The following is a 5,995-nucleotide window of genomic DNA, read 5'->3' as shown; positions in this document are numbered from 1 at the left end:
GCCGCCGCGGCGGAAGGCGACGCCGCGCCGCTCGGGGGGCAGCCGGAACCCGCCTCCCCGCGGCGGCGCCACGGCGGCGCGCTGCCGCGCTGAGGCACGGCGGCTCCCGCGTTCCGCATCGATACCGCCTATTGGCCTATTGAACTCGTCTATGCGCAGCGTACTATGGTTGTGACCGGCGAGCCGGCAACCGACCGCACGAAGAGGCGGCAGGGAGGAAATGCCGAATGCCGTGCCAGCGGTGTTCGAGACACATCCGTACCGATGCCCCTGCGGGAGCTGAGGGAGTGATCTCATCGTGACCGAACGGATCACGTCGTCTTCAGGGCCGGATGCGCCGAACCGCACCGCCGACGATACGGATCGGGCCCGCGCGCAGCTCTACGCGCTTCTCGGCGCGCTGCTGCTCCGGGCGCCCGACGCCGCCATGCTCGCGCGCCTTTCCGGGCTCCAGGGTGCGCCGACGCCGCTCGGCCTCGCCCAGATCGCGCTCGCCGAGGCCGCGGCCGGCACCGGCGCGGCGGCGGTCCAGCGCGAATATTTCGACCTCTTCATCGGCGTCGGGCGGGGCGAGCTCGTGCCCTACGCCTCCTACTACCTGACCGGGTTCCTGAACGAGCGGCCGCTCGCGCGTCTGCGCGGCGACCTCGACCGGCTCGGGCTCGCCCGCGCCGCGGGCCATCGCGATCCCGAGGACCATGTCGGGACGCTCTTCGAGATCATGAGCGGCTTCGCCTCGGGCGCGTTTCCCGCGACCGCGGCGGAGGAGCGGGCCTTCTTCCTGAACCATCTCGCGCTTTGGGCGCCGCGCTTCCTCGCGGATCTCGAGACGGCCGGGAAGGCGCGCTTCTACCGGGCGGTCGGGCGCCTCGGCGCGCTCTACATGGAAATCGAGGCGGAAGCGTTCGCGATGGATTCGTGAGCGCCGCCGGGATGGAACGCGCCGCCGCCCGACCGAGCGGGCCGCGGCAGGGAGGTGGATGATGGGCGACGAGCAGCGGAAGGGAATCGGACGGCGCGCGTTCCTGCGCGCGGTCGGCGGAATGTCCACGGTCGCCGCGGCGGCGGCCGCGGCGCCGGGCGAGGCTCTCGCCTACGATCCCGGCCCGGAGGAGACGAAGGCCTCCTACCGGGAGACCGATCACGTGAAGGCCTTCTACCGCGTCAACGGCTACGAAACGCTGAAGAAGTGAGGGCGCCATGCTGACCAAGCGCAAGAGCGGCGAAGCGAGCCGCACCGGTCTCCAGGCGTTCGCGACGGCAGGCTCGCGGGCGATCGACCGCCGCACCTTCCTCCGCCGCTCCGGCCTGACGCTCGGCGGCCTCGCCGCCGTCGGCGGCCTCGAGCTCGGCACGATCCGCAGGGCCGACGCCGTCGAAGCGCCGAAGCCCGACGTGCCGGTCGAGATGCGGAAGAACATCTGCACGCACTGCTCGGTCGGCTGCACGGTGATAGCCGAGGTCCAGAACGGCGTGTGGACCGGACAGGAGCCGGGCTTCGCGAGCCCGATCAACCGCGGCTCGCACTGCGCGAAGGGTGCGGCGATCCGCGAGATCGTGCACGGCGACCGCCGGCTGAAATATCCGATGAAGCTTTCCGGCGGCGAATGGCAGCGGATCTCCTGGGACCAGGCGATCACCGAGATCGGCGACAAGATGCTCCAGATCCGCGAGCAGGCGGGCGCCGATTCCATGTACCTCCTCGGCTCGGCGAAGTTCACCAACGAGGGCGCCTACCTGATGCGCAAGTTCGGCGCCTTCTGGGGCACGAACTCGGTCGACCACCAGGCCCGCATCTGCCACTCGACCACGGTCGCCGGCGTCGCCAACACCTGGGGCTACGGCGCGCAGACCAATTCCTACAACGACATCCGCAACGCGAAGACGATGGTCTTCATCGGGTCGAACGCCGCCGAGGCGCACCCGATCGCGATGCAGCACATCCTGTCCGGCAAGGAGCTCAACCGCGCCAACATGGTCGTGATGGATCCGCGCTTCACGCGGACCGCCGCGCACGCGACCGAATATGTCCGGTTCCGGCCGGGCACCGACATCGCCCTGGTCTGGGGCATGCTCTGGCACGTGTTCGAGAACGGCTGGGAGGACAAGGACTTCATCGCCAAGCGCGTCTACGGCATGGACGAGGTGCGCAAGGAAGTCGCCAAGTGGAACCCGGACGAGGTCCAAAAGGTGACCGGCGTCCCGGCGGACCAGCTGAAGCGCGTGGCGGAGATGTTCGCGACGCAGAAGCCGGCGACCATCATCTGGTGCATGGGCGCGACGCAGAAGACGGTCGGAACGGCGAATGTGCGCGCCTTCTGCATCGCCTGCCTGGCGACCGGAAATGTCGGCGCGCCCGGCACCGGCGCCAACATCTTCCGCGGCCACACCAACGTCCAGGGCGCGACCGACCTCGGGCTCGATGTGACGACGCTGCCGCTCTACTACGGCATCACCGAGGCGGCGTGGAAGCACTGGGCGCGCGTCTGGGAAGTCGAATACGACTGGTTGCAGGGCCGGTTCGACGAGGTTCCCGCGAAGGGCGGCCGCAAGGCGCGCACCCGCAAGGAGAACATGGAGACGCCGGGCATCACCTCGACACGCTGGTTCGACGGCGTGCTCTCGCCCGACGAGGACATCGACCAGCGCAGCCCCATCAAGGGCATGCTCGTCATGGGCCACGGCGGCAACACCGTCACCCGCATACCGGAGATGGTGAAGGGCATGGAGAAGCTCGAGCTTCTCGTGGTGGCCGACCCCCATCCGACGACCTTCTCCGCGATCAGCGGACGGCGCGACGGCACCTACCTGCTGCCGATCGCCACCTCGCTCGAGACCGATGGCTCGCGGACGGCCTCGAACCGCTCGCTGCAATGGGGCGAGAAGATCGTCGAGCCGGCCTTCGAATCGAAGGACGACTACGAGGTCATGTACCTGCTCGCGCAGAAGCTCGGCTTCGCGGACGGGATGTTCAAGAACATCAAGGTCACGGAGAACCGCCCCGACCCGGAGGACATCCTGCGCGAGATCAACCGCGGCGGATGGTCGACGGGCTATTGCGGCCAGTCGCCCGAGCGGCTCAAGGCGCACATGCGCAACCAGGACAAGTTCGATCTCGTCACGCTGCGCGCGCCGAAGGACGCGCCGGAGGTGGGCGGCGACTATTACGGCCTGCCCTGGCCGTGCTGGGGCAAGCCGGAGATCCGCCATCCGGGCACGCCGATCCTCTACAACACGAACCTCCACGTGAAGGAGGGCGGCGGCACGTTCCGGGCCCGCTTCGGCATCGAGCGCAACGGCCAGACGCTGCTCGCGGAGGATTCCTACTCGGCAGGCTCGGAGCTCACCGACGGCTATCCCGAGTTCAACATGGCGGTGCTGAAGAAGCTCGGCTGGGACAAGGACCTGACGGCCGAGGAGATGGCCGTCATCCAGCGGATCGGCGGCGAGAAGGTCGACGCGGTGAGCTGGTCGATCGACCTGTCGGGCGGCATCCAGCGCGTCTGCATGGAGCACGGCGCCATGCATTACGGCAACGGCAAGGCCCGCTGCGTGGCTTGGAACCTGCCCGATCCCGTGCCGGTCCACCGCGAGCCGATCTACTCGCCGCGGCCGGAACTCGTGGCCGCCTATCCGACGCGCCCCGACGAACGGCAGTTCCGGCTGCTGAACGCGGGCTTCACCGTCCAGAAGAACGCCGTCGACAACGGCATCCCCTCCAAGTTCCCGATCATCCTCTCCTCCGGCCGGCTGGTCGAATACGAGGGCGGTGGCGAGGAGACGCGCTCGAACAGGTGGCTGGCCGAGCTGCAGCAGGACATGTTCGTCGAGATCAACCCGGGCGATGCCGACGCCCGCGGGATCAAGGACGGCCAGTGGGTCTGGGTGCTCGGCGCGGAGAACGACGCCAAGGCCCGCGTGAAGGCGCTGGTGACGGAGCGGGTCGGCAAGGGCGTCGCGTGGATGCCCTTCCACTTCTCCGGCTGGTACCAGGGCGAGGATCTCCGCCCGCACTACCCGCCGGGGACCGATCCGATCGTGCTCGGCGAGAGCGTGAACACGGTCACGACCTACGGGTTCGATCCGGTCACCGGGATGCAGGAAGCGAAGGTGACGCTCTGCCAGATCCAGGCGGCGTGAGGGGGGACGACGATATGGCTCGGATGAAATTCCTCTGCGACGCCGACCGCTGCATCGAATGCAACGCCTGCGTCACCGCCTGCAAGAACGAGCACGACGTGCCGTGGGGGATCAACCGCCGGCGCGTCGTCACCATCAATGACGGCCGCCCCGGCGAGCGCTCGGTCTCGATGGCCTGCATGCACTGCACGGATGCGCCCTGCGCGGCGGTGTGCCCGGTCGACTGCTTCTTCACGACCGCGGACGCCGTGGTCCTGCACTCCAAGGACCTCTGCATCGGCTGCGGCTATTGCTTCTACGCCTGCCCGTTCGGTGCGCCGCAATATCCGCGCCTCGGCAATTTCGGCTCGCGCGGGAAGATGGACAAGTGCACCTATTGCTCCGGCGGTCCCGAGCCGGACAACAGCGCCGCCGAATACGAGAAGTACGGCGCGAACCGGCTCGCCCAGGGCAAGCTGCCGCTCTGCGCGGAAATGTGCTCGACCAAGTCGCTGCTCGCCGGCGACGGCGAGATCATCGCCTCGATCTACAAGCAGCGGGTGCTCCAGCGCGGCTACGGCTCCGGCGCCTGGGGCTGGCAGACGGCCTATCGCGAGGGAATCACGGTCTGACGTCGCGGACATTCAGGCCGCAAGAAGAACGCACGGGGTGGAGAAATGTCGTTCAGCAAGCGCATGCGCCTCATCCTGCCGCTCCTGGCGGCCCTGGTCCTGGGTGCCGGGCTCTTCGCCTACGCCCCGCCGAGCGGCGCGCAGGGCGTCTCCGGCAGCAATCCCACCGCGCAATCGGTGAACGAGCGGCAATTGCTCGAAGAGATGAAGAAGATCCAGGGGCGCGTGACCATTCCGAACACGGCGGCGGGTCTCCTCGAGCAGCCGCAGGGCCGCGACTATCGCGGCTTCCGGGAAGGCGCCCTGCCCTGGATCGGCGGCATCCTGATCCTCGGCATGCTCGCCGCCCTGGCGCTCTTCTATTTCGCGAAGGGGCGCATGCGGATGACCGAAGGCTATGCCGGGGTGAAGATCCTGCGCTTCAACGTCTTCGAGCGGTTCAACCACTGGATGACGGCGACCGCCTTCATCGTGCTCGCGATCACCGGCCTCAACTACGTCTTCGGCAAGCGCCTGCTGATGCCGCTGATGAGCCCGGAGGCGTTCGCGACCTGGAGCGCCTGGGCGAAGCTCGCGCACAATTTCGTGTCCTGGGTGTTCATACTCGGCCTGCTCTTCATGCTGGTCGTCTGGATCAAGGACAACATTCCCGACCGCTACGACTGGCGCTGGCTGCGCGAGGGCGGCGGCTTCCTGCGCGGCACGCATCCGCCCGCCGGCCGGTTCAACGCCGGACAGAAGCTGATCTACTGGTCGGTGATCCTCGGCGGGATCGCGATGTCCGCGAGCGGCGTGCTCATGCTCTTCCCGTTCTCCTTCACGGACATAAACGGGATGCAATGGGCGCAGTACGTGCACGCCACGATCGGCATGGTCCTCATCGCCGTCATCATCGCCCACATCTATATCGGCACGCTCGGAATGGAGGGCGCCTACGATGCGATGGGCCGCGGCGAGGTCGACCTCAACTGGGCGCGCGCGCATCACAGCGCCTGGGTGGAAAAGCAGGAAGCGCGCGTGACCGGCGCGCGGGCGCCCCATCCGGCACCGGCGGAGTGAGGCCCGGCGGCGCCAGGCGGCGCCGGACGCCGGCCGTTCCGGGCGCGGGAGACGAGAAAGGTCGAAGATCATGAAGCATGTGGTTCTTTCCGCGCTGGTCGCGCTGCTTTCGTCGACGGCCCTCGCGCAGACCCCACCGGCCGCGCAGCCGCCGGCAGCGCAGCCGAGCCCAGCGGCGCCGGCTC

Annotated in this window: 5 protein-coding genes; all 5 read left to right on the top strand. The window is 68.5% G+C overall.

The window, feature by feature from the left end:
- Positions 1 to 298 precede the first annotated feature (298 nt).
- The gene (locus tag E4O86_RS22040) at positions 299 to 922 is read left to right on the top strand and encodes a TorD/DmsD family molecular chaperone (RefSeq protein WP_343039217.1); all 624 of its coding nucleotides are present in this window, start codon (positions 299 to 301) and stop codon (positions 920 to 922) included.
- A 61-nt stretch (positions 923 to 983) separates the two neighbouring features.
- A complete protein-coding gene (locus E4O86_RS22035) occupies positions 984 to 1,193 on the top strand; it encodes a formate dehydrogenase (RefSeq protein WP_161142698.1) in 210 nt (69 codons plus the stop codon).
- Between the two features lie 7 nt (positions 1,194 to 1,200).
- The gene (locus E4O86_RS22030) at positions 1,201 to 4,140 is read left to right on the top strand and encodes a formate dehydrogenase subunit alpha (protein WP_161142697.1); all 2,940 of its coding nucleotides are present in this window, start codon (positions 1,201 to 1,203) and stop codon (positions 4,138 to 4,140) included.
- 14 nt (positions 4,141 to 4,154) lie between these two features.
- A complete protein-coding gene (fdh3B, locus tag E4O86_RS22025; RefSeq protein WP_161142696.1) occupies positions 4,155 to 4,751 on the top strand; it encodes a formate dehydrogenase FDH3 subunit beta in 597 nt (198 codons plus the stop codon).
- Between the two features lie 45 nt (positions 4,752 to 4,796).
- A complete protein-coding gene (locus E4O86_RS22020; RefSeq protein WP_246206553.1) occupies positions 4,797 to 5,810 on the top strand; it encodes a formate dehydrogenase subunit gamma in 1,014 nt (337 codons plus the stop codon).
- The last annotated feature ends 185 nt before the right edge of the window (positions 5,811 to 5,995 follow it).

It is taken from the genome of Propylenella binzhouense (genome assembly GCF_009866965.1).
In the GTDB taxonomy this organism is placed as follows: Bacteria; Pseudomonadota; Alphaproteobacteria; order Rhizobiales; family Afifellaceae; genus Propylenella; species Propylenella binzhouense.
The sequence above is the reverse complement of the archived record's forward strand: the minus strand, read 5'-3'. Positions and strand labels throughout refer to the sequence as shown.